Source organism: Streptomyces sp. NPDC039609 (assembly GCF_055596705.1).
The window spans coordinates 89,834-110,311 of record NZ_JBVIUJ010000012.1; the positions used below are offsets into that span (position 1 = coordinate 89,834).

The window sequence follows — 20,478 nt, forward strand, 5'->3', positions numbered from 1 at the left end:
GCCGTACGACTTCCCCACACCACCGGAGCCCCTCATGGGACGTTATGTGATCCGGCGTCTGCTGCAGATGATCCCGGTCTTCATCGGCGCCACCCTGCTGATCTTCCTGATGGTCAACGTGATGGGCGACCCCATCGCCGGCCTCTGCGGCGACCGCGCCTGCGACCCGGCGACCGCCGCCCAGCTGGAGAAGGAGTTCGGTCTCGACAAGCCGGTCTGGCAGCAATACCTGATCTACATGGGCAATCTCTTCACCGGCGACTTCGGTACGGCCTTCAACGGCCAGCCGGTGACCGAACTGATGGCGAGCGCCTTCCCCGTCACCATCAGGCTCACCATCGTCGCGATCTTCTTCGAGATCGTCATCGGCATCACCCTCGGCGTGCTGACCGGCCTGCGCCGCGGCCGCCCCGTCGACTCCACCGTGCTGGTGCTCACGCTCGTCGTGATCTCGATCCCGACCTTCGTCACCGGCCTGCTGCTCCAGCTGCTGCTCGGCGTGAAGTGGGGCTGGATCAAGCCCGCCGTCTCGCCCGAGGCCCCCTTCAACGAACTGATCGTCCCCGGCCTCGTCCTCGCCTCCGTCTCCCTCGCCTACGTCACCCGGCTCACCCGCACCTCCATCGCCGAGAACAAGCGCGCCGACTACGTCCGCACCGCCACCGCCAAGGGCCTGCCGCGCCGCCGGGTCATCACCCGCCACCTGCTGCGCAACTCGCTCATCCCCGTGGTCACCTTCATCGGCGCCGACATCGGCGCGCTGATGGGCGGCGCCATCGTCACCGAGCGGATCTTCAACATCCATGGCGTCGGCTACCAGCTCTACCAGGGCATCGTGCGCCAGAACACCCAGACCGTCGTCGGCTTCGTGACCGTCCTCGTCCTGGTCTTCCTGGTGGCCAACCTGCTCGTCGACCTCCTGTACGCCGTCCTTGACCCGAGGATCCGCTATGCCTGAGCCTCTTCAGCCGCATGAGCCGTTCGACGACGGGCGAGCCATCGACCACACGGGGGCGGGCGCCGGCACGGATCTCGCCATGGAAGAGGGCGAGTCCCTGGAGAAGACCCCCGGCGGCCCTCTCGGCACCGGCCCGGGCGGCAAGCCGCGCTCCCTGTGGTCCGACGCCTGGCACGACCTGCGCCGCAACCCGGTCTTCATCATCTCGGGCCTGATCATCCTCTTCCTGGTGGTCATCTCCATCTGGCCCTCCCTGATCGCCAGCGGAGACCCCCTCCAATGCGATCTCTCCAAGGCGCAGGAGGGCTCCCAGCCAGGCCACCCCTTCGGCTTCAACGGCCAGGGCTGCGACGTCTACACCCGTACCGTGTACGGCGCCCGGACCTCCGTGACCGTCGGCGTCCTCGCCACCCTCGGCGTCGCGATCCTCGGCTCGGTCCTCGGCGGCCTGGCCGGTTTCTTCGGCGGCGGCTCGGACGCCGTCCTCTCCCGGATCACCGACGTCTTCTTCGCCATCCCGGTCGTTCTCGGCGGACTCGTCCTGCTGTCGGTCGTCACCAGCACCACGATCTGGCCCGTCATCGGCTTCATGGTGCTCCTCGGCTGGCCGCAGATCTCCCGCATCGCCCGCGGCTCGGTCATCACCGCCAAACAGAACGACTACGTCCAGGCGGCCCGGGCGCTCGGCGCCTCCAACTCCCGGATGCTGCTGCGCCACATCACGCCCAACGCCGTCGCGCCGGTCATCGTGGTGGCGACCATCGCCCTCGGTACGTACATCTCGCTCGAAGCGACCCTCTCCTACCTGGGCGTCGGGCTGAAGCCGCCGACCGTCTCCTGGGGCATCGAGATCTCCGCGGCCTCGCAGTACATCCGCGTCGCACCGCACATGCTGCTCTGGCCGGCGGGCGCGCTCGCCATCACCGTGCTCGCGTTCATCATGCTCGGCGACGCGGTGCGCGACGCCCTCGACCCGAAGCTGAGGTAGGCGCCCATGCTGCTCGAAGTGCGCGATCTGCACGTGGAGTTCCACACCCGGGACGGGGTGGCCAAGGCCGTCAACGGGGTCAGCTACTCGGTCGACGCCGGCGAGACGCTGGCCGTGCTCGGCGAGTCCGGCTCCGGCAAGTCCGTCACGGCCCAGGCCGTCATGGGCATCCTCGACATCCCGCCGGGAAAGATCACCGGCGGCGAGATCCTCTTCCAGGGCCAGGACCTGCTGACGTTCAAGGAGGAGGAGCGGCGCAAGGTCCGGGGCGCCAAGATGGCGATGATCTTCCAGGACGCCCTGTCCTCGCTCAACCCCGTCATCAGCGTCGGCGACCAGCTCGGCGAGATGTTCCAGGTCCATCAGGGCATGTCACGCAAGGACTCCCGCGCCAAGGCCGTCGAGCTCATGGACCGGGTCCGCATCCCGGCGGCCAAGGAACGCGTGGGGCAGTATCCGCACCAGTTCTCCGGCGGAATGCGCCAACGCATCATGATCGCGATGGCGCTCTCCCTCGAACCGGAGCTGATCATCGCGGACGAGCCGACGACCGCCCTCGACGTCACCGTCCAGGCCCAGGTCATGGACCTCCTCGCCGAGCTCCAGCGGGAGCTCAACATGGGCCTCATCCTCATCACCCACGACCTCGGCGTCGTCGCCGACGTCGCCGACAAGATCGCCGTCATGTACGCGGGCCGGATCGTCGAGACCGCCCCCGTCCACGAGATCTACAAGGCGCCCGCCCACCCCTACACCCGCGGTCTGCTCGACTCGATCCCGCGCCTGGACCAGAAGGGCCAGGAGCTCTACGCGATTAAGGGCCTGCCCCCGAACCTGCTGGCCATCCCGCCCGGCTGCGCCTTCAACCCGCGCTGCCCGCTCGCCCGGGACGTGTGCCGCACCGACGAGCCGCCGTTGTACGAAGTGTCGGAGGAACGCCGCAGCGCGTGCCACTTCTGGCAGGAGGCCCTCCGTGGCTGAGCCGATCCTCGAAGTCCGGGACCTGTACAAGCACTACCCGCTGACGCAGGGCATCCTCTTCAAGAAGCAGGTCGGCGCGGTCAAGGCCGTCGACGGCGTCGACTTCGACCTGACGGCGGGGGAGACCCTCGGCATCGTCGGCGAGTCCGGCTGCGGCAAGTCGACCGTCGCCAAGATGCTGGTCAACCTGGAGCGCCCGACCTCGGGCTCGATCCGCTACAAGGGCGAGGACATCACCAAGCTGTCCCCGAAGGCCCTGCGCGCGGTCCGCCGCAACATCCAGATGGTGTTCCAGGACCCGTACACCTCGCTCAACCCGCGGATGACGGTCGGCGACATCATCGGAGAGCCGTACGAGATCCATCCCGAGGTCGCCCCGAAGGGGGACCGGCGGCGCAAGGTCCAGGACCTGCTCGACGTGGTCGGGCTCAACCCGGAGTACATCAACCGCTATCCGCACCAGTTCTCCGGCGGTCAGCGCCAGCGCATCGGCATCGCCCGCGGCCTCGCGCTCCAGCCGGAGATCATCGTCGCGGACGAGCCGGTCTCGGCGCTCGACGTCTCCGTCCAGGCGCAGGTGGTGAACCTCCTGGAGAAGCTCCAGGACGAGTTCTCGCTGAGCTACGTCTTCATCGCCCACGACCTGTCGATCGTCCGGCACATCTCCGACCGGGTGGGTGTCATGTACCTCGGGCGGATCGTGGAGATCGGCACGGACGCGCAGATCTACGACCACCCCACGCACCCGTACACCCAGGCGCTGCTCTCCGCGGTCCCGGTGCCCGACCCGGACGCGCGGGAGCACCGCGACCGCATCATCCTGACCGGCGACGTGCCCTCGCCGGCCAACATCCCCTCCGGCTGCCGCTTCCGCACCCGCTGCTGGAAGGCGCAGGAGCGCTGCGAGCTGGAGGTCCCCGAGCTGGCGGTCCCGGCCGTCTTCCGGCTGACGGACACCCCGGCGAAGCACGACTCGGCCTGCCACTTCGCGGAGGAGAAGCACGTGGTGCCGACGGACGACGAGTCGCAGTAGCCGGGTCGCTGCCGTCGGAACAGCCGTCACATTCTTTAACGACCAGGCAACTTGCCCGACCCGGCTCCGATATACGAACGCGGCAGGCTCGACAGCGTACGGCCGTGCGGGTGCCGTAGGCCGGCCGGGACGCGCATGTCGCCCCGGCCGGCCGCCTGTCATACGGCAGCTCACTCGCCCTACCTGACACCTTGCCGGTCGGATATGCGGAACCGCTTGTTTCGGTGCGTGGTAGCGGTGAGTATCGGCTCCGTGACAGTGACTCGACCGGCACGGCTCACCGGCGCCGCGCTCTGCGGCGCGCTCGCACTCGTCATCGCCGTCTGGCTCCTGCGCGACCTCGCGGCCTTCGGCTCACCGGCCGAACTCACCTGGTACTGGGCGGGGGAGCACACCTTCCTGCTGCGGCGCCGGGCCGCCACCTCGCTGGTCGACCCCCTCCTGCTCATCGCCTGCGCCGCCACCGCTTTCGCCGCGCTGCGGTCCTCCTCGGCCGCGCCCGCGCTCGCCGCCACCGGGGCCGTCACCCTGGCGTTACGGCTGCCCGGCCTGTGGGCCACCGGTGTCGACGCGCTCGTCACGACCCTGATCACGCTCGCCCTCGCCACCGGGCTCGTCGTCACCGCCGCAGCGGGCCGGCGTGACGACGGCGCGGGCAACGCCGACGGACCCACCCCGCCGCGTACCGGGCCCGCCGTCGCCGCCGGGACGCTGTGCGCGGTGGCCGCGCTGGTCTGGGCGGCCTGGGAGGTGTACTGGGCGCGCGTCCTTCCGGTGGAGTTCACCGTCGACCGGTTCACCGGCGGCCGCTCGCTGCTGCTGCCGGCCCTCGCCGTCCCGCCCGGCTGGCTGAACGCCGTCCTCACCCTGCTGCTGCTCACCGCCGCCGGCAGCGCCTTCGGCCGTGCGACGCACGCCCGGCCGGTCTGCCTGCTCACCGGACTGCTCCTCGCCGGCTACGGGGTCGGCGGGGTGGCGACGGCTCTGCGCGCCCAGTGGTTCTCCCACTTCGCCGACCTGGAGTCCGACACCCGGCTCGCCGCCCTCACCTCGGTGTTCGCGCTCCTCGTGGGTGCGGCCGTGCTCGTGCTGCTCGCGCGCCCGGGACAGCCCCGCCGCGTCCCGTACCGCCCCGTCGCCGCCCTTCCGCCGGCCCCACCCGCGCAGCGGCCGCCCGGCTGGTGACGGCCGCGGCACCTCCGACAGCGGCCGTCAGGTGTTCGGGCCCGACGCGCCCTGACCCGCCGACAGGCCCAGCGAGCGCCTGAGGAAGTCCACCTGGAGCAGGAGCAGGTTCTCCGCGACCTGCTCCTGGGGGGTCATGTGTGTGACACCCGTCAGCGGCAGGACCTCATGGGGTCGCCCCGCCGCGAGGAGCGCCGAGGACAGCCGCAGCGTATGGGCCACGACCACATTGTCGTCGGCCAGACCATGGATGATCATCAACGGCCGCGCCGGGTTCTCCGGCGCCGACAGACCGTCGTCCGTGACCAGCGAGTTCGCCGCGTAGACCTCCGGGCTGTCCTGCGGCATCCCCAGATACCGCTCGGTGTAGTGGGTGTCGTACAGCCGCAGGTCCGACAGCGGCGCCCCCGCGATGCCCGCGTGGAAGACGTCCGGCCGCCGCAGCACCCCGAGCGCCGCGAGATAACCGCCGTACGACCAGCCCCGGATCCCCACCCGCCCCAGATCCAGGGGGAAGTCCTTCGCCAGCGCCTGCAACGCCTCGACCTGGTCGTCGAGGGTGGGCGTCAGATCGTTCGCGATCGCCTTCTCCCAGGCGGGAGACCGGCCCGGAGCGCCCCGTCCGTCCGCCACGATCACGGCGAAGCCCTGGTCGGCGAACCACTGGGACGTCAGATGCGGATTGTGCGCGGCGAGCACCCGCTGCCCGTGCGGACCCCCGTACGGATCCATGAGTACGGGGAGTAGTCCGTCACCTTCCCGGTACCCCGAGGGGAGCAGGACGGCGCACGGAATCCGCCGTGCGCCCCCTTCCACCAGGCGTACCCGCGCCGACAGCACCGGCGTCTCGGCGTGCGAGCCGATCACCGCCACCTGCTCGCCGTCCCGCAGCACGCGCGCCACGCTCCCCGGCGCGTCCGGCCGGGCCGAGGACAGCACCGTCACCGCCCCGCCCCGCACCGCCGAGTGAATCCCGGCCCCCTCCGAGACCCGCTCCACACCCAGCTCATTGACCCGGTAGACATGGATCTCGCCGGTCTCCGGCTCCGCCGCCTCGCCCGCCGACGCCGACACCAGGACGTCGTTCTCGCCGATGTCGAGGACGGCCCGCAGATGGAGCTGCGCACTCGTCAGCGCCCGGTCACCGACCGCGAGCACCCGCGCCCCGCCCTCGTCGGCGATCCGCACCAGCCGCCCGTCCGGAGCCCAGGCCGGCACCCCCGGCAGCAGCTCGAGCCACACCGGGTCCTCGTCCGCATGCACCGTCCGCGTGGCCCCGGTCTCCGCGTCCACCGCCAGATGGAGCTGAGTGCGCTGGTCACGGGCCTGTACGAGGATCAGCGGAGGGCCGTCCGAGGACCAGTGGACCCGGGCCAGATACGGATACCGGTCCCGGTCCCAGTCGACCTCCGTGCGCTCCCCGGCCAGATCCACGACATACAGCCGCACCTCCGCGTTCGGCGTCCCCGCCGCCGGATACGGCACCACTCGGGGCTCCCGGTCCGGATGCGCAGGATCCGCGATCCACCACCGCCGCACCGGCCGGTCGTCCGCCCGCGCCACGAGCAGCCGGTCCGCCTCCGGTGACCACCAGAAGCCCCGCGAGCGCCCCATCTCCTCGGCCGCCACGAACTCCGCCAGACCGTACGTCGTATGCGTGTCCTCCGGCTCCGCCAGCGCCCGGTCACCCTCCCCGTCCGCGCCCACCACCCGCAGCGCGCCCCGCGTCACATAGGCGATGTGCCGCCCGTCCGGCGACGGCCGCGGATCGATCACCGGCCCCGGCACCCGCAGTTCGCGCGCCGTCCCCGCCCTCAGCTCCGCCGCGAACAGCCGCCCCGACAGGGCGAACGCGGCCAACTCCACGGCCCCGTCCACCGCGTAGGACACGATCCCGCCCGAACCCTCGCGGCTCCGCTCCCGCCGGTCGCGCTCCTCCGTCGACAACTCCTCGGCCGCGCCCTCGAGCAGCGCCTCCGGCTCCGCCGCGACCCGCTCCCGCGCCTCGTCCGCCCGACCGCCGAGGTCGAGCACCCACAGGCTGTGCGAGCGGTCCGTACCCGACGAGGAGCGTACGAACACCACCCGCTCACCGTCCGGGGACACCGAGAACGCACGCGGAACGCCCAGGGTGAAGCGCTGAGTCCGGGCGTACTGACGAGGGAACGAGAGCGGGAACGACCGCTGTTGCCTGGAGGTCATGCGACCGAACCTAGCGCTGTGCGCCCCCCTGTGCCCCCGTACACCATCAATGCGGTGCCACACATAGTTATGATCCGTAGCGCTGGGTGGGTAGGTGACAGCTGGCACATGCTCGCCGACCTGACCGTCCGAATATCCGACCGAAGAAGTGTGGAGGTGAACCGCCGTGGCACTCTCGATTTCGGCGGTGGTGCTGCTGGCGATCGTCGTCTTCCTGCTGATCCGGAAATCCGGGCTGAAGGCTGGACATGCGGCGGTCTGCGCGCTCCTGGGGTTCTACCTGGCGAGCTCGTCCATCGCCCCGTCCATCAGCACGCTCACCACGAACGTGGCGGGCATGATCGGCGGCCTCAAGTTCTGAGCTGCCGTTTCGCGGCCCGCCGTCTCGATCCGGGCCCTGCCTCGTAGGGTGGGGCCATGACGGTTCTCCCAGCCCGTCGTCTGCTCCTGGTGCACGCGCACCCCGACGACGAGTCGATCAACAACGGCGCCACGATGGCCAGGTACGCGGCCGAGGGCGCGCTGGTCACCCTCGTGACCTGCACGCTCGGCGAGGAGGGCGAGGTCATCCCGCCCGAGCTCGCCCATCTGGCACCCGACCGGGAGGACCGGCTCGGGGCCCACCGCGTCGGCGAACTCGCCGCCGCGATGAAGGAGCTGGGCGTCACCGACCACCGCTTCCTCGGCGGCCCCGGCCGCTTCCGCGACTCCGGAATGATGGGCGTCGAGCAGAACCGGCGCGAGAACGCCTTCTGGAACACGGATGTCGACACCGCCGCCCCGTATCTCGTCGAGATCATCCGCGAGACCCGGCCGCAGGTCCTGGTCACGTACGACCCCGACGGCGGCTACGGCCACCCCGACCACATCCAGGCCCACCGCGTCGCCATGCGCGCCGCCGAGCTGGCCGCGGACGCCTCGTACCGCCCCGACCTCGGCCCTGCGCACGCGATCGCGAAGATCTACTGGAACCGGGTCCCGCGCCCGGTCGCCGAGACCGCCTTCGCCCGGCTTCGTGCCGAGGGCGCCGACTTCCCCGGCATCGCCGAGATCGACGACGTCCCCGGAGTCGTCGACGACTCCCTGATCACCGCCGAGATCGACGGGGGAGCGGGACACCTGGACCGCAAGACCGCCGCGATGCGGGCGCATGTCACCCAAATCGCCGTCGACGGGCCGTTCTTCGCACTCTCGAACGATCTGGGACAGCCGATCTTCACCACGGAGTACTACCAGTTGGTCAGCGGCGCACCGGGCACACCGGCCGGCGTGCGCGAGACCGACCTTTTCGCAGGTGTGGAGGGATCGTGAACGTCCGGGTCGTCTGGTACGTATTCCTCCTCGTCCTCGGCGCACTGGTCGGCGCTGCCGGCTCGCTCGCCCAAACCGCCTGGTTCCCGGGAGGATTGATTCTCGCGCTGCTCGCCACCGCAGGCGTGTTCTACGGCGGGCTGCGCGCCACCGACACCCAGCTGGGCATCGTCCTCCCGGGAGTCGGCTGGCTGGTGACGATCGTGCTGCTCAGCCTCGGACGGCCGGAAGGCGACGGGGTCTTCGCGGGCGGGGTCGCCGAGATGATCTACCTTCTTGGAGGCATGGCCATCGCTGTGATGTGTGCCACCATGGCGCGGCTGCCGCGACCGGCCCCATGAACAGGCCGACTTGAGCGAAGGGCGCCCGGACTTCGGCCGGAATGCCCCGTGCTCGATCCCCGGCCGTCGGGTGCCTGTCGGCGACGGCCAGTATGGTGGTGCGCGCCGCCGAGCCGCCCGGGTACACGAGCACCAGCAAGAGCGGGCGGTGGAGCCAACCGGGAGAACCTGCTTTGAGTCGTGAAACTGGTCGAGAGACTGACAGTTCGTCCTCCGGCGCCCAGGGGCGCGGTGGAGCCGCGTACCCCTCGGGTACACCGCCGTACGGATCCCGCCAGTATCCGTCGCTCCACCCCACGCAGGACGGGGCCGACGACCCGGCCGGCGCCTCCGCCGTGCCCGCTCCGCCGCAGCCGGAGGAGCCGAAGACCGAGACCACGCTGACCACCCGGATCCGGATCAACATTCCGGGTTCGCGGCCGATCCCGCCCGTGGTGGTCCGCAAGCCGGTCGCGGACGCGGACGTGCCTGCGCCGAAGCGCGAGAGCGCCCCGGCCGCACCGGCCCCCGCACCGGCCCCCGCGCCTGCACCGGCACCTGCGCCTGAGCCGCCGGCTCCGGTGGAGCCTCCCAAGGCGGAGGAGAAGCCGACCAGCGACTGGTTCGCCCCGCGCAAGGGGGCCGCCCCCGCCGCGCCGGCGGCCCCGGCCGCGCCCCCTACGCCGTCCGCGCCCTCCGGGCCTTCGGTGCCCGGTGCGCCCTCGGGCAGGGGTGCCGGTCCTGGCGCCGGCCCTCGTGGCGGCCCCGGTGGCGGTCCTCGTGGGAGTTCCGGCGCGCCCGGACGCACGCCTCCTCCCGGCCCGCGGCCCCCGGCCGGGGGTGGCCCGGCCCGCGGCTCCGGCTTCGCGGGACCCGCGACCGGCGGCATCCCGACCATAGGCGGTGCCTCGATCTCGGCGACGCCCGCGGCCGGTACGCCGATGTTCCTCACGACGCCCCCGCAGGACGAGGCCACGTACGGTCCCGACGGCGGCCCGTACTCCCCGGGCGCCCCGCAGGCACCCACCGGCCCGACCACCGGCCCCGTCACCGGCAACAGCACGGTGGGCGGCGCTCCGGCAGGCGGCGGACCGATCGGCGGCGGACCTCTCGCGGGCGGTCCGGTCGGTGGCGGGTCCCTCGCCGGCGGTCCCTTCGGGGGACCGCCGCGCATGTCGGACGACACCGCCGTCCTGACCCCGCAGAGCCCCGGTCCGATCACGCCGCCTGGCACGGGCCCCGGCGGCCACGTCTCCGGGGACACGCTCACCAGTGGCATCCCCGTCGTGCCCTCGGGCCCCGACCGGACGCCCCGTGCCTCGGAGCACGGCTTCTCGGCCCCCGAGGTCGTCGGCGGCGCCCCGGCGCCTGCCGGGCCCCGGCCCGCGACGCCCTCCGCGTCCTCCTCCGCCCCGGCGAAGAAGGGCCGCTCCAAGCTCGTCCTCGTCGGCGTCGGCGTGTTCGGCCTCGTCGGCGTCGCCTACGGCGCCGGCCTGCTCCTCAACCACTCCGACGTCCCCAAGGGCACCACCGTCCTCGGCGTCGACATCGGCGGCGGTACGAAGGAGGAGGCGGTCAACAAGCTGGAGACCGCCCTCGGCAAGCGGGCCCACGCCCCCCTCCAGCTCAACATCGGCGGGAAGACGGTCGCGCTCTCCCCGGACAAGGCCGGTCTCTCCCTCGACAGCCAGGAGACCGTCCGCGCGGCAGCGGGCAGCGACTACAACCCCGTCTCCGTGATCAGCACCCTCTTCGGTGGCGAGCGCGTCGCCGAGCCGAAGCTCCCGGTCGACGAGGAGAAGCTGGCCGTCGCCCTCACCGACGTCTCCGGCGCGTCCGGCTCGGCCACCGAGGGCACGATCAGGTTCTCCCCGGGCAAGGTCACCGCCGTGCCGGGCAAGCCGGGCAAGGCCCTGGACGTGGCCCGCTCGATGATCTTCGTCAGGGACGCCTTCCGCGCTCAGGTCGAGACGGGCCGGTCGAAGCCGGTCGAGCTGCCTGTCGTCACGCGCCAGCCCGCCATCACCCAGACCGAGCTGGACCGGGCGATGAAGGAGTTCGCCGAGCCCGCGATGTCCGATGTGATCGTGATCAAGGCCGGCCAGAAGGAGATCAAGTTCGGCCCGGCGCGGTCGCTGCCGCAGATCCTCTCCATGAAGCCCGTCAACGGCCGCCTGGTGGAGGTCTACGACAAGAAGGCGATCGACAAGCTCCTCGACGGTGTCTTCGACGGCATCATGATCACCAAGGCCGACGGCAAGAAGCACCAGGTCTCCGCCGACGACGTCGCCTTCGTGATGCGCGACGCCCTGATGGGCAAGACCGCGGCCGAGCGGACGAAGGTCATCGACCTCGACGGCGAGGGCTGACGCCCCGTACGGCTCGCGAGTCGGCCACCAGCGGAAGAGCCCCACCCGGCATACCGGGTGGGGCTCTTCCGCTCTATCGGATGGTTGCGATCGTGAACCTATCGTGCGCGGCTTGTGAAGATGCGAGATGAATGCGAATTCCTCAGGTGGGGCGGTCTTGTATGCGGCCTGCGTGACTACGATCCGAGGGCCTCCGAGGTGATGAGACTTGCTGGGGTGAATGTGGGAACTCGTGTCATTTGAGGGGTGAGCGTGGCGGGTGGGGCGTGGCGGGCCGTGGGTGGCCTGGGGCTGGTGATGTCGGTCGTGGCCTGTGGCAGTAGCGACCCGGGGCAGTCCGCGACGCTGACCGTGCAGGCGAGCGCGGTGTGCGGGGGCCTGTCGCCGAAGGCGGCGAGGGCGTTGGAGCAGATCTCGGAGACGAAGCGGTTCGAGTACCGCTCGTACGGGGTCGCCGACTCGCTGAAGGAGCTGCTGCACGACCCCGAGGTCGAAGGCGGCGGGGCGCGGACCGACTGCGTGATCGAGCCGGATGTGGAGGACCCCGAGGAGAGCCCGTCGAGGATGACGGTGCTGTTCGAGGAGGTCGACCGGGTACCCGCGCCGCAGCCCGAGGTGGTCGCGGCGGCGCGCCTTCCCGTCGGGCTGCTGGCGGAAGGCGGCGACGGGGACGCCGACCTGTGGTTCGCCTGCGAGGTGAAGGGCGTCGGCACACCCATCGTCCACGCGGAGCTGGTCTACGGATCCCGCCCGCGCCAGAAGAGCCCCAAGGAGGCGAACATCCGCGTCCTGCAGGACCTGTCGCACCGCCTCGCGCTGGCCATGGGCTGCCCCGACGCGGGAGGCGTCCCGAGCGTCTGACACGAGCGTGAGAAGGACGGAGCGCCCGCCCGGACTCCGGGCGGGCGCTCCGTCCTTCTCACGCTCGCGTGCTCACTTCGCCCGGTGGGCGGTGGGCGGCGGGTCGAGAGCTTCCACCGTGGCGAGGTTGCCGCCGCTGTCGGACCCCCCAGTGGCGTAGATGCAGCTGCCGGTCATGCCGGGCGGGCAGTCGGTCGCCGCAGCCGCGAGATCATCACGCGGTGTGGGCATCGAGGGCAGGGTCGTCCATGCGTCGGAGGTCGGGTTGTACGACTCCATCGTCGCGACAGCACCCAGCGTCTCGCTCGAGGCGCCGCCGACCGCGTAGACGCAGCTTCCGGTCTGTCCGGGTGGGCAGTCTGTCGACGCCGCTCCGAGCTGGGACCGGCCCGTGGGCAGCTGGGCCACCGGGCCCCAGGCCAGGGCCTTCAGGTTGAACGACTCCACCACGTTCGTGGAGGCGCCGCCGAGGACGCCGCCGATGGCGTACAGGCACGCGCCGGTCTGCCCCGCGGGACAATCGGCAGCCGCCGCGGCCAGGCCCAGACGGGGTGTGTTCAGACTGGTGAGTGTGGACCAGGCGTTGGTGGCCGGGTTGTACGACTCCACCGACGGCTCGGTGGCGACGCCGTCGAAGCCACCCATGGTGTAGACGCAGATGCCCTTCTGTCCCGCGGGGCAGGGCGCCGACGTCGTGCCGGCCAATGACCTGGCGTTGCTCAACGGGCGGACCGAGGTCCAGGCCCGGGTGGCCGGGTTGTACGAGTCCACCGTGTTCACAGCTGCGCTGGTGGCGCTTCGGCCGCCCACGGCGTAGACGCAGATGCCCTTCTGTCCGGCGGGGCAGGGCGCCGCTGCCGCCCCCAGCTGCCTCCTTGGCTGGGGCAACGAAGGCAGAGTCGACCACGCCCCGGTGAGTGGGTTGTACGAGCGGAGTGCGCCACTCGCGGCGGGAGCGGCACCGCCGACGGTGTAGACACAGGTGCCCTTCTGGCCAGGCGGGCACGGGGCGGCCGCCGAGCCGTGCTCCGAGCGGGCCTCGAGTATCGACGGCAACGTCGTCCACGTCGTACCGCTGCTGCCGGCCGACGTGGGCGGCGCGTGGAGCAGGATGCCGAATGCGGCCAGAAGCATGGCCGGCAGGAGGTGCCTCCAGCGGCGCCTGGTGCCGGTCGGTGCGGACGAACTGTTGATGAGTGACACGCTGAACTCCTCGGCCGGGCGGCATGGGATATGCCGTGATGCCTGCCCGACACGCCGCGGGGGCCGTTCCCTACTCGCGGGAATCCACTGGTTGGCGCAGGTCCGGCATGCGTTCGGCGGTACATTCGGCAGCGCGTGCCGATGGCATGCGCACGGCCGGCTGCGCACGTCGGCACTTCCGGTCACGGCACGAAGGGCGGTAGGACGCTGACGCGCTTCTGGCCGGGGTGGGCGGCGGTCGTGATCAACCTCCTGATCGGCCTCCCGGCGGTCCTCCCGCTGTACGGGGTCTGGTGGCTGCTCACGGAGTTCGCACCCATGGACTGCCGGAGCATCGAGGAGTCGTACGCCCCCAGGTTCTCGGGATCCTGCGACTACACGACGCTCGACCACGGGGGCCCGGTCATGTTCCTCACAGCGCTGGGGGCTGCCGTCGTCCTCGCCCTCGTGGCCCTGGTGGACGTCGTCCTCCGCCGCCACTGGCTCCCGGCGGCCCCACTGGTGCTCGCCCCGTTCGCGACGTTGGCGGCGCTGACGGCCGTGGTGTGAGCGTGCTGGTGGGGTCCGGGTTTCCGAGGCTCCTGGTGCGGGCGCCCTGCCCCCCCGTGGGCCCCCACTCCACCCCCTTGCCCCTCCCCTTGGGGGGAGGACCCGGAGTGGGGCTCATGGATGGGTGACGTTCTACGAGGTCGTCGAACGGGAGGCGTCCCTCGCCGAGGTCGCCGCAACGCGGACGAGGTGTGAGCGGCGGGTACGACCTCGTGGCCGCGCTAGTTCAGCAGCGCTCGCGCCGCCTGTGCCCTGTTCCGGATCGACGCAGCCGCGCTCGGTTCCACCGCGTCCACGACTGACGCGTACGCCTCCATCTCCGCCGCGCCCGCGAGGAACTCGCCGCGCTGGACCAGCAGCTCCGCGTGTTCGTAGCGGAGGCGGGCCGGATGGGAGGGGAGGAGCAGGGAGAGTTCCACGGCCCACAGTGCGACGGCCGAGCGTTCCGGTCGGGGTGTGGCCCAGGCGCGGATGTTGTTGAGGATGCGGAGAACGATCTCCAGCGGGTCCGCGGGGCGCAGCATCGACGGTTCCAGGGGTTCGCCCGTCGCGCCCGCCACCAGGAGTTCCGCGTCGATGCCCGTCATCGCCCGGCCGCCCGCGAAGGGGTCCGCGAGGACCTGGGCCGACGGGTCGCCGAAGCCGACGACGAAGTGGCCCGGCAGGCCGAGCCCGTACACCGGCGCACCCGCCCTGCGCGCGACCTCCATCCAGACCACCGACAGCAGGATCGGCAGGCCCCGCCTCCGCACGAGGACCTCGTGGAGCAGTGAGGACTCCAGGCGCTGGTAGTCGGCCGGGACGCCCTGGAAGCCGTACCGGCCGCCGAGCAGCCGGGCGAGCGCCGCCACCCACTCCTCGGGGTCGCGGATGCCGTACGGCAGCTCGCCGGCCAGCCGGTCCAGCTCGATCTCCGCCGCGTCGAGGTCGGCCTCCGTGACCGCCGGGTCCGCCTCCGCGCCGATCAGCAGACAGAGCCGCGCGAGATCAGGGCGCCGTGCACGGGCCTCCTGCGCGAACTCCCGCCGCCGGCCGGTCACGTCGGTCACCTCGCTCACGCCTCCGCCGCTCGGTAGTGGTGGTAGTGGTGATGGACCGCGAAGCCCATGCCCTCGTACAGCGCCCGCGCCCCGTCGTTCTCCTTCTCCACCTGGAGCCAGGCCGCCGACGCGCCCTCGTCGAGGGCCTGCCGGGCGAGCGCCGTCATGACGGCTGTGGCCAGGCCCTGACGCCGGTACGCGGGGTCGACCTCCACCGCCATGAACCCGGCCCAGCGACCGTCCACCACGCAGCGTCCGATCGCGGCCGGTATGTCTTCCGTGCCCGGTACGGACGCGAACCACACACTCGGGCCGCCGGTCAGCACCTTCAGCACGTGCGGGCCGGGCTCGCCGGACCGGTTGTAGCGCCCGAGCCAGGAGGCGTCCAGGGACCGGGAGAGGAGTACGGAGGACACGTCCGCGTCCAGGTCCGCGATCGGTGCCAGCCCTCCGGTCCGTACCTCCGCCGAGACCTCCGAATGCCAGCCGCGCCTTTCCAGCTCCGCGCAGAGCAGCTCCTGCGTGCCCTCGGCGCCGGTCGCCGTCTGGATGTACGCCGGGAGGCCGCGCTGGGCGTACCAGTCGCGTACCCGCTCCAGCGCCTCGTCGAGGGGCAGCCCCGGATCGCCGAGCGGCAGGGCCGAATTGGCCCGTCGCGTGAATCCGGCGGCGGCCCGCAGGGTCCACTCCCCGAGCGGCTCGCTCTCCACCGGTTCCCATGCCCGCGCCAGCACCCGCGCCAGCTCCTCGAAGGACGTCGCGGGACCGCGTCGGCGGGCCGGGGCGGCGGGGACCACCTTGCCCGCGACCAGCGTGGATTCCGCGATCCGGACAGTCTCACCGGTCCTGCGTGTGATCAGCAGCACACCCGCGTCCCATGATGTGAGAACGCCGACCGCGTCGGTGAAGCGTTCACCCGGGGCACCGGACTCCGTCACGTACCGAACTGAGACACGTTTTCCCACGTCAGTGCGGGTAATACGCACCTCAAGGCGCCCTCCAGCGGTGAATTCCACAGCTTCTCCGCCCCTCCTGTTCGGATCGTCCCCAAGAACGGAGATACTAGGGGCGGGCATCGACGACGCCGCGCTCCCGCGCAGACCAGCCCTACCGAGGAGGAACGACAGCGTGACCTACGTCATCGCGCAGCCTTGTGTCGACGTCAAGGACAAGGCTTGCATCGAGGAGTGCCCCGTCGACTGCATCTACGAGGGCTCCCGGTCCTTGTACATCCACCCGGACGAATGCGTCGACTGTGGTGCTTGTGAGCCGGTGTGCCCGGTCGAGGCCATCTTCTACGAGGACGACACCCCGGAGGAGTGGAAGGACTACTACAAGGCGAACGTCGAGTTCTTCGACGAGCTCGGTTCGCCCGGTGGTGCCTCCAAGCTCGGCCTGATCGAGCGCGACCACCCCTTCATCGCCGCTCTGCCGCCGCAGAACGGCTGAATCACCCGCCCTCGGTCCCGTACGGCCTCGCCCGCTGTACGGGACCGACGCGTTTCCCGACGCGTCACCCCCGTACGTACGAGGAAGTGAGCCAACTCGTGAGCGCAGTCTCTTCGCGCCTGCCCGTCTTCCCCTGGGACAAGCTGGAGCCGTACAAGAAGACGGCGGCCGCCCACCCGGACGGCATCGTGGACCTGTCCGTGGGCACGCCCGTCGACCCGGTGCCGGAGCTGATCCAGCGGGCCCTGGTCGCGGCGGCCGACTCGCCGGGCTATCCCACGGTGTGGGGCACCACCGAGCTGCGGGACGCGCTGACGGGCTGGTGCGAGCGGCGCCTGGGCGCGGTCGGCTTCGCGCACACGAACGTGCTGCCGGTCGTCGGCTCCAAGGAGCTGGTGGCCTGGCTGCCGACGCAGCTGGGGCTCGGCGCCGGGGACCAGGTCGCCTACCCGCGGCTCGCGTACCCGACGTACGAGGTCGGCGCGCGTCTCTGCGGCGCCGAGCCCGTCGTCTACGACGACCCGGTCGCCGATCTCGACCCGGCGGCGGTCAGGTTGCTCTGGCTCAACTCACCCTCGAACCCCACCGGCAAGGTCCTCGGCAAGGACGAGCTGACCCGGATCGTGGCCTGGGCGCGCGAGCACGGCATCCTCGTCTTCTCCGACGAGTGCTACCTGGAGCTCGGCTGGGAGGCCGACCCGGTCTCGGTCCTGCACCCGGACGTCTGCGGAGGTAGCTACGAGGGGATCGTCGCCGTCCACTCGCTCTCCAAGCGCTCCAACCTGGCCGGCTACCGCGCCGCGTTCATCGCGGGCGACGCTGCCGTCCTCGGCGAGCTGCTCCAGATCCGCAAGCACGGCGGCATGATGACCGCCGCCCCGGTGCAGGCCGCGACGGTCGCCGCCCTGGGCGACGACACGCACGTGGCCGAGCAGCGGGAGCGGTACGCGGCCCGGCGTACGGCCCTGCGTACGGCCCTGGAGGCGCACGGCTTCCGGATCGAGTACAGCGAGGCGAGCCTCTACCTGTGGGCGACCCGCGACGAGCCGTGCTGGGAGACGGTCGCGTACCTCGCCGAGAAGGGCATCCTGGTCGCTCCCGGCGACTTCTACGGGGTGGCGGGGGAGCGGTTCGTCCGTGTGGCCTTCACCGCGTCCGACGAGCGCGTCGAGGCGGCGGCCAAGCGCCTGGGCTGATCCCGCGCACAGGGAGAGGGCCCGGGGAGCGTGATGCTCCCCGGGCCCTCTCCCGTACCGGTGCCGGAGAACCGGACGGGGTCAGCCGCCGAGCGGCAGGCCGCCCAGCGACGGCACACCGCCGGTCGGCAGGGTCTGGCCGAGGCCGCCCGCCGACGGGGCGTGCTCGGAGACGCCGCCGGCGGCGTCTCCGAGGACCTCGCCCGCGTTGCCCGCGGTGTCGCCCGCGACCTTCTGCGCGCTCGGGACGGCCTTGCCGACGGCCTCGCTGCCGGTGTTGCCGACCACGCCGGTGGCGGACTGCGAGGCGCCGTCGACGGCGTTGCCGAGACCGGCGGGGTCCAGGCTGGAGATTCCGGAGAGGGCTCCGGTGGGCGCGATGCTGTGGTCCAGGGCGCTCGCGGACCCGGCCGCACCGACCACGGGGGCTGCTCCGGCCGCCACGAGGAGTGCGGCGCGGGCGATCCGACGGGTCAGGGGGAGGGACATGGTGCTCCTTCGACGGAGAGGACGTTCTGACTCCGTGACAACCGAGGCGGGGGAGGGAGGTTTCGGCGGTCGAAGGTAAAGGCTGCGCAATGCATCGCATTATCAGGTGGGAGGAAAGCGGACGAACGCGTCCGAGGATCCCGCGCCTGCTGAACCGTCACTGCCCTTGCCCGGCAAGGGAATGGGCGTGAGGGAGTGCGGTGCGGGGTGGCGAGCGGCCCGGCATTCGGCGAATAGCTCGGTCGGGTGACTTCCCGTACGGGTGCCCGGTGGGGCGTTCGGCTACTTCGCGAGCCGGATGCGAACCGTGCCGCCGCTGTCGCCGTCGTTCGTCTTCATCCATGCTCCCGAGGCGTTGTCCGCGCGCCAGACCTTGCCCGCGTACGCGACCTCCGCGATCCGCAGGTCGTCCGCCCGCGCCACCGCCCAGTGGGCGAGCTCCCAGCCCCGCTGTGCGTCCGTGCCGGTGGTCGCGAGGACGGGCACGGAGAGCACGGCGGGAGCCTCGCCGACGTTCGCCCCGGAGCGTCCCGCGCTGCCCGCGCCGCCGGCCGTCGCCTTCGGGGCGGCCTTCTCGCCGAAGGCCCGCACCAGCTCCGTACGCACCTTCGCCGGATCCGCCGGTTGCCCGTTCTTCGCCGGGCTCGTCGTGCAGTTCAAGGACGCGGCCGAGCGGCCGGTCAGCGCCGCCGAAAGCAGCGCCGCGTCCGGCTCGTGCTTCGCGTACGCCTGGGGGAAACCGCTGCGCTGCACCTTCTGCGCCGCCACGGTCAGCGGGAGCCGCGAATAGCCCGGAACCTTCGCGAGACCTTCGTAGAACTTCCCCGAGGAGTACACCGGATCCATGATCTGCTCCGGCGTTCCCCAGCCCATGGACGGGCGCTGCTGGAACAGGCCGAGCGAATCCCGGTCGCCGTGCTGGATGTTGCGCAGCGCGGACTCCTGGAGTGCCGTCGCCAGCGCGATCGTGACCGCGCGCTCCGGCATCCGGCGGGTGGTGCCCACGGCGGAGATGGTGGCGGCGTTCGACGCCTGCTCCGACGAGAACTCGTACGAGTTCTCGCCACTGCCCACGGTGCAGCCCGGAACGCCCTTGGGGCCCGTGACCTGGTGCACGGCCAGATAGGCGGCCAGACCGAGGAGCACGGCGAACGCGGCCGTGAACCTGGCAGGACGGCCTTTTCGGGAGCTGCGGGAGGGACGGATGGACTCGGACACGGGGCCCACCGTACTGGAGGCCGGGTTAGGGTCGGCACATGGCTGACAATGCTCCCCTCGACCTCACGCTGGACGGTCCGGCGCTCACCGCCGCGCTCGTCGACTTCCCCTCCGTCAGCGGGACAGAGAAGCCGCTCGCCGACGCGATCGAGCAGGCCCTGCGCGCCCTGCCGCACCTCACCGTCGACCGGTACGGCAACAATGTCGTGGCCCGCACCCGGCTCGGCCACGCCGAGCGGGTCATTCTGGCCGGCCACATCGACACCGTCCCGATCGCGGGCAACGTGCCCTCGCGCCTCGACGAGAACGGCATCCTGTGGGGCTGCGGCACCACCGACATGAAGTCGGGTGTCGCCGTCCAGCTCCGGATCGCCGCCACCGTCCCCGAGCCCAACCGCGACCTCACGTTCGTCTTCTACGACAACGAGGAGGTCGCCGCCCACCTCAACGGCCTCGGGAAGGTCGCCGAGGCGCACCCCGACTGGCTTGAGGGCGATTTCGCGATCCTCCTGGAGGGCTCGAACGCCGAGGTCGAGGGCGGCTGTCAGGGCACCCTGCGGGTCTTCCTGCGTACGGAGGGCGAGCGCGCCCACTCCGCGCGCTCCTGGATGGGCTCCAACGCCATCCACGCGGCGGCCCCGATCCTGGCCCGCCTCGCCGCGTACGAGCCCCGCAAGCCGGTCATCGACGGCCTGGAGTACCACGAGGGCCTCAACGCCGTACGGATCGAGGGCGGCGTCGCCAACAACGTCATCCCCGACGCCTGCACGGTTGTCGTCAACTACCGCTACGCCCCCGACCTCACCCAGGCCGAGGCCGAGGCGCACGTCCGCGAGGTCTTCGCGGACTGCGGGGTCGCCGAGTTCGTGATCGACGACCACAGCGGCGGCGCCCTGCCGGGCCTTTCGCACCCGGCCGCGGCCGAGTTCATGAAGGCGGTCGGCGGCGCCGCGCTGCCCAAGTTCGGCTGGACCGACGTGGCCCGCTTCAGCGCGCTCGGCGTCCCCGCGGTCAACTACGGCCCCGGTGACCCGATCTACGCCCACAAGGTCGACGAGCACGTCGTCGTGGACCGGATCGTCCAGTGCGAGGACCGGCTCCGCGACTGGCTCACTGCCTGACAGAC

20 protein-coding genes are annotated in these 20,478 nt (G+C 71.5%); 14 read left to right on the top strand and 6 right to left on the bottom strand.

The genetic code is table 11. The annotated features are described in order from the left end of the window. The first annotated feature begins 34 nt into the window (after positions 1-34). The 5 genes from ACZ561_RS30845 (at position 35) to ACZ561_RS30865 (ending at position 5,145) form a co-directional block, all read left to right on the top strand. On the top strand, positions 35-958 hold the full coding sequence (locus ACZ561_RS30845) for an ABC transporter permease (protein WP_471001202.1): 924 nt from the start codon (positions 35-37) through the stop codon (positions 956-958). Continuing rightward, positions 951-1,946, top strand: coding sequence for an ABC transporter permease (locus ACZ561_RS30850; protein ID WP_471001205.1), 996 nt, complete (start codon positions 951-953; stop codon positions 1,944-1,946). The genes ACZ561_RS30845 and ACZ561_RS30850 overlap by 8 nt, the downstream gene beginning before the upstream one ends. 6 nt (positions 1,947-1,952) lie before the next feature. Continuing rightward, entirely contained in the window at positions 1,953-2,927 is a 975-nt protein-coding gene (locus ACZ561_RS30855) for an ABC transporter ATP-binding protein (RefSeq protein ID WP_471001208.1), read from the top strand. Next, on the top strand, positions 2,920-3,960 hold the full coding sequence (locus ACZ561_RS30860; protein WP_471001211.1) for an ABC transporter ATP-binding protein: 1,041 nt from the start codon (positions 2,920-2,922) through the stop codon (positions 3,958-3,960). Before ACZ561_RS30855 ends, ACZ561_RS30860 begins: the two co-directional genes overlap by 8 nt. A gap of 252 nt (positions 3,961-4,212) precedes the next feature. Continuing rightward, complete coding sequence (locus ACZ561_RS30865) at positions 4,213-5,145, top strand: hypothetical protein (RefSeq protein WP_471001214.1); 933 nt, start codon at positions 4,213-4,215, stop codon at positions 5,143-5,145. A gap of 27 nt (positions 5,146-5,172) precedes the next feature. On the opposite strand, the gene ACZ561_RS30870 is transcribed toward ACZ561_RS30865, so the two are convergent. Next, positions 5,173-7,347 carry a S9 family peptidase gene (locus ACZ561_RS30870; protein WP_471001217.1) on the bottom strand — a complete coding sequence of 725 codons (2,175 nt, stop codon included), beginning with the start codon at positions 7,345-7,347 and terminating at the stop codon, positions 5,173-5,175. 166 nt (positions 7,348-7,513) lie between these two features. On the opposite strand from ACZ561_RS30870, the gene ACZ561_RS30875 reads away from it, so the two are divergent. From ACZ561_RS30875 to ACZ561_RS30895, 5 genes are all read left to right on the top strand, one after another. Next, a complete protein-coding gene (locus tag ACZ561_RS30875; RefSeq protein WP_137993529.1) occupies positions 7,514-7,708 on the top strand; it encodes a hypothetical protein in 195 nt (64 codons plus the stop codon). Between the two features lie 56 nt (positions 7,709-7,764). Further along, entirely contained in the window at positions 7,765-8,658 is an 894-nt protein-coding gene (mshB, locus tag ACZ561_RS30880; RefSeq protein ID WP_471001220.1) for an N-acetyl-1-D-myo-inositol-2-amino-2-deoxy-alpha-D-glucopyranoside deacetylase, read from the top strand. Beyond that, complete coding sequence (locus ACZ561_RS30885; protein ID WP_376445793.1) at positions 8,652-8,999, top strand: DUF6113 family protein; 348 nt, start codon at positions 8,652-8,654, stop codon at positions 8,997-8,999. The genes mshB and ACZ561_RS30885 overlap by 7 nt, the downstream gene beginning before the upstream one ends. 173 nt (positions 9,000-9,172) lie before the next feature. Beyond that, positions 9,173-11,347, top strand: coding sequence for a peptidoglycan binding domain-containing protein (locus tag ACZ561_RS30890; RefSeq protein ID WP_471001223.1), 2,175 nt, complete (start codon positions 9,173-9,175; stop codon positions 11,345-11,347). Between the two features lie 252 nt (positions 11,348-11,599). Next, on the top strand, positions 11,600-12,208 hold the full coding sequence (locus ACZ561_RS30895; protein ID WP_471001225.1) for a hypothetical protein: 609 nt from the start codon (positions 11,600-11,602) through the stop codon (positions 12,206-12,208). 72 nt (positions 12,209-12,280) lie between these two features. Here ACZ561_RS30895 and ACZ561_RS30900 read toward each other — a convergent pair whose 3' ends face one another. Further along, complete coding sequence (locus ACZ561_RS30900) at positions 12,281-13,411, bottom strand: Kelch repeat-containing protein (protein ID WP_471001228.1); 1,131 nt, start codon at positions 13,409-13,411, stop codon at positions 12,281-12,283. 240 nt (positions 13,412-13,651) lie between these two features. On the opposite strand from ACZ561_RS30900, the gene ACZ561_RS30905 reads away from it, so the two are divergent. Beyond that, positions 13,652-13,960 carry a hypothetical protein gene (locus ACZ561_RS30905; RefSeq protein WP_471001231.1) on the top strand — a complete coding sequence of 103 codons (309 nt, stop codon included), beginning with the start codon at positions 13,652-13,654 and terminating at the stop codon, positions 13,958-13,960. Positions 13,961-14,181: 221 nt separating this feature from the next. On the opposite strand, the gene ACZ561_RS30910 is transcribed toward ACZ561_RS30905, so the two are convergent. Together ACZ561_RS30910 and ACZ561_RS30915 are read right to left on the bottom strand one after the other, a co-directional pair. Beyond that, entirely contained in the window at positions 14,182-15,018 is an 837-nt protein-coding gene (locus ACZ561_RS30910; RefSeq protein WP_471001234.1) for a transglutaminase family protein, read from the bottom strand. Further along, positions 15,015-16,016, bottom strand: a complete 1,002-nt coding sequence (locus tag ACZ561_RS30915; RefSeq protein WP_471001237.1) for a GNAT family N-acetyltransferase — start codon at positions 16,014-16,016, stop codon at positions 15,015-15,017. The genes ACZ561_RS30910 and ACZ561_RS30915 overlap by 4 nt, the downstream gene beginning before the upstream one ends. Positions 16,017-16,128: 112 nt before the next feature. On the opposite strand from ACZ561_RS30915, the gene fdxA reads away from it, so the two are divergent. Continuing rightward, positions 16,129-16,449 (top strand): ferredoxin, encoded by a 321-nt coding sequence (fdxA, locus tag ACZ561_RS30920; RefSeq protein ID WP_003985062.1) that lies wholly within the window; start codon positions 16,129-16,131, stop codon positions 16,447-16,449. Positions 16,450-16,547: 98 nt separating this feature from the next. Continuing rightward, positions 16,548-17,645: a succinyldiaminopimelate transaminase gene (gene dapC, locus ACZ561_RS30925; RefSeq protein ID WP_471001240.1), complete on the top strand. Its 1,098-nt coding sequence runs from the start codon at positions 16,548-16,550 to the stop codon at positions 17,643-17,645. 81 nt (positions 17,646-17,726) lie between these two features. Here the strand turns inward: dapC and ACZ561_RS30930 are convergent, their stop codons facing one another. Further along, positions 17,727-18,134: an ATP-binding protein gene (locus tag ACZ561_RS30930; RefSeq protein ID WP_471001243.1), complete on the bottom strand. Its 408-nt coding sequence runs from the start codon at positions 18,132-18,134 to the stop codon at positions 17,727-17,729. A gap of 282 nt (positions 18,135-18,416) precedes the next feature. Next, a complete protein-coding gene (locus ACZ561_RS30935; RefSeq protein ID WP_471001246.1) occupies positions 18,417-19,361 on the bottom strand; it encodes a VldE C-terminal domain-containing protein in 945 nt (314 codons plus the stop codon). 29 nt (positions 19,362-19,390) lie between these two features. On the opposite strand from ACZ561_RS30935, the gene dapE reads away from it, so the two are divergent. Continuing rightward, a complete protein-coding gene (dapE, locus tag ACZ561_RS30940; RefSeq protein WP_329116375.1) occupies positions 19,391-20,473 on the top strand; it encodes a succinyl-diaminopimelate desuccinylase in 1,083 nt (360 codons plus the stop codon). The last annotated feature ends 5 nt before the right edge of the window (positions 20,474-20,478 follow it).